The 3173-nt window shown below is 50.8% G+C and carries 2 rRNA genes; both read right to left on the reverse strand.

Features of this window, described 5'->3' with window-relative positions:
• Position 1: 1 nt before the first annotated feature.
• Positions 2-117: ribosomal RNA gene (gene rrf / locus BCR25_RS12430) — 5S ribosomal RNA — on the reverse strand.
• A 92-nt stretch (positions 118-209) separates the two neighbouring features.
• Positions 210-3121: ribosomal RNA gene (locus tag BCR25_RS12435) — 23S ribosomal RNA — on the reverse strand.
• Between the last annotated feature and the right edge of the window lie 52 nt (positions 3122-3173).

The following is a 3173-nucleotide window of genomic DNA, read 5'->3' on the forward strand; positions in this document are numbered from 1 at the left end:
AGCGCGGCGACGTCCTACTCTCACAAAGGGAAACCCTTCACTACAATCGGCGCTAAGAAGCTTAACTTCTGTGTTCGGCATGGGAACAGGTGTATCCTTCTCGCTATCGCCACCACACTGGGTGTTGTTGTATTCAATTGAGTGATGATTCACTCAAAACTGGATTGAAGTAAGTAATCAAATTGACCAAGATCATTTATTTTATTTCTTTGGTTAAGTCCTCGACCGATTAGTATTGGTCCGCTCCGTACATCACTGCACTTCCACTTCCAACCTATCTACCTGATCATCTCTCAGGGGTCTTACTTTCTTAAAGAAATGGGAAATCTCATCTTGAGGTGGGCTTCACACTTAGATGCTTTCAGCGTTTATCCCTTCCCTACATAGCTACCCAGCAATGCCCTTGGCAGAACAACTGGTACACCAGCGGTAAGTCCATCCCGGTCCTCTCGTACTAAGGACAGCTCCTCTCAAATTTCCAACGCCCGCGACGGATAGGGACCGAACTGTCTCACGACGTTCTGAACCCAGCTCGCGTGCCGCTTTAATGGGCGAACAGCCCAACCCTTGGGACCGACTACAGCCCCAGGATGCGACGAGCCGACATCGAGGTGCCAAACCTCCCCGTCGATGTGGACTCTTGGGGGAGATAAGCCTGTTATCCCCAGGGTAGCTTTTATCCGTTGAGCGATGGCCCTTCCATGCGGAACCACCGGATCACTAAGCCCGACTTTCGTCCCTGCTCGACTTGTAAGTCTCGCAGTCAAGCTCCCTTCTGCCTTTACACTCTGCGAATGATTTCCAACCATTCTGAGGGAACCTTTGGGCGCCTCCGTTACCTTTTAGGAGGCGACCGCCCCAGTCAAACTGCCCACCTGACACTGTCTCCCAGCCCGATAAGGGCTGCGGGTTAGAGGGTTCATAACACAAGGGTAGTATCCCACCAGCGCCTCCACCGAAACTAGCGTTCCGGGTTCATCGGCTCCTACCTATCCTGTACATGTGGTACAAACACTCAATATCAAGCTACAGTAAAGCTCCATGGGGTCTTTCCGTCCTGTCGCGGGTAACCTGCATCTTCACAGGTACTAAAATTTCACCGAGTCTCTCGTTGAGACAGTGCCCAAATCGTTACGCCTTTCGTGCGGGTCGGAACTTACCCGACAAGGAATTTCGCTACCTTAGGACCGTTATAGTTACGGCCGCCGTTTACTGGGGCTTCAATTCTGAGCTTCGCCGAAGCTAACCCATCCTCTTAACCTTCCAGCACCGGGCAGGCGTCAGCCCCTATACGTCATCTTTCGATTTTGCAGAGACCTGTGTTTTTGATAAACAGTCGCTTGGGCCTATTCACTGCGGCTGACCGAAGTCAGCACCCCTTCTCCCGAAGTTACGGGGTCATTTTGCCGAGTTCCTTAACGAGAGTTCGCTCGCTCACCTTAGGATACTCTCCTCGACTACCTGTGTCGGTTTACGGTACGGGCAGTTGTTTTCTCACTAGAAGCTTTTCTTGACAGTGTGACATCAGGAACTTCGGTACTATTATTTCCCTCCCCATCACAGCTTGTCCGTACAGAGTAAAGCATTTGACTCTACTCAAGACTTACTGCTTGGACATGCACTTCCAGTCGCATGCATTCCTTAGCCTCCTGCGTCCCTCCATTGCTCAAACAAAAACAACTGGTACAGGAATATCAACCTGTTGTCCATCGCCTACGCCTATCGGCCTCGGCTTAGGTCCCGACTAACCCTGGGCGGACGAGCCTTCCCCAGGAAACCTTAGTCATACGGTGGACGGGATTCTCACCCGTCTTTCGCTACTCATACCGGCATTCTCACTTCTAAGCGCTCCAGCCGTCCTCACGATCGACCTTCAACGCCCTTAGAACGCTCTCCTACCATCACACCAGAGGTGTGATCCACAGCTTCGGTAAATTGTTTAGCCCCGGTACATTTTCGGCGCAGGGTCACTCGACTAGTGAGCTATTACGCACTCTTTAAATGGTGGCTGCTTCTAAGCCAACATCCTAGTTGTCTGTGCAACCCCACATCCTTTTCCACTTAACAATTATTTTGGGACCTTAGCTGGTGGTCTGGGCTGTTTCCCTTTCGACTACGGATCTTATCACTCGCAGTCTGACTGCCGAATATGAATGAATGGCATTCGGAGTTTATCTGAATTCGGTAACCCGAGATGGGCCCCTAGTCCAAACAGTGCTCTACCTCCATCATTCTCAACTTCGACGCTAGCCCTAAAGCTATTTCGGAGAGAACCAGCTATCTCCAAGTTCGTTTGGAATTTCTCCGCTACCCACAGCTCATCCCCGCACTTTTCAACGTACGTGGGTTCGGTCCTCCAGTGCGTTTTACCACACCTTCAACCTGGCCATGGGTAGATCACATGGTTTCGGGTCTACGACTACATACTCAATCGCCCTATTCAGACTCGCTTTCGCTGCGGCTCCGTCTCTTCAACTTAACCTCGCATGCAATCGTAACTCGCCGGTTCATTCTACAAAAGGCACGCCATCACCCATGAACGGGCTTTGACTTGTTGTAGGCACACGGTTTCAGGATCTATTTCACTCCCCTTCCGGGGTGCTTTTCACCTTTCCCTCACGGTACTGGTTCACTATCGGTCATTAGGGAGTATTTAGCCTTGCGGGATGGTCCCCGCGGATTCCGACGGAATTTCTCGTGTTCCGCCGTACTCAGGATCCTCCTAGGTGTTGCCAACATTTCGTCTACGGGGCTATTACCCACTTTGGCGAACCTTTCCAAGTTCTTCGACTATCTTGACAGACTACCACAACGGAGTCCTACAACCCCAACAAGCAAGCTTGTTGGTTTGGGCTCTTCCCGTTTCGCTCGCCGCTACTCAGGGAATCGAATTTTCTTTCTCTTCCTGCAGGTACTTAGATGTTTCAGTTCTCTGCGTCTACCTCTAACCAGCTATGTATTCACTGGAAAGTAACATCCTATAAAAGATGCTGGGTTCCCCCATTCGGAAATCTCTGGATCATAGCTCACTTACAGCTCCCCAAAGCATATCGGTGTTAGTCCCGTCCTTCATCGGCTCCTAATGCCAAGGCATCCACCGTGCGCCCTTATTCACTTAACCTTATCAACCTTACGGTTGGGTCTTGACTACTTCTTCTAGCGATAGAAGGTTG

Source organism: Enterococcus termitis (assembly GCF_001730305.1).
In the GTDB taxonomy this organism is placed as follows: domain Bacteria; phylum Bacillota; class Bacilli; order Lactobacillales; family Enterococcaceae; genus Enterococcus_L; species Enterococcus_L termitis.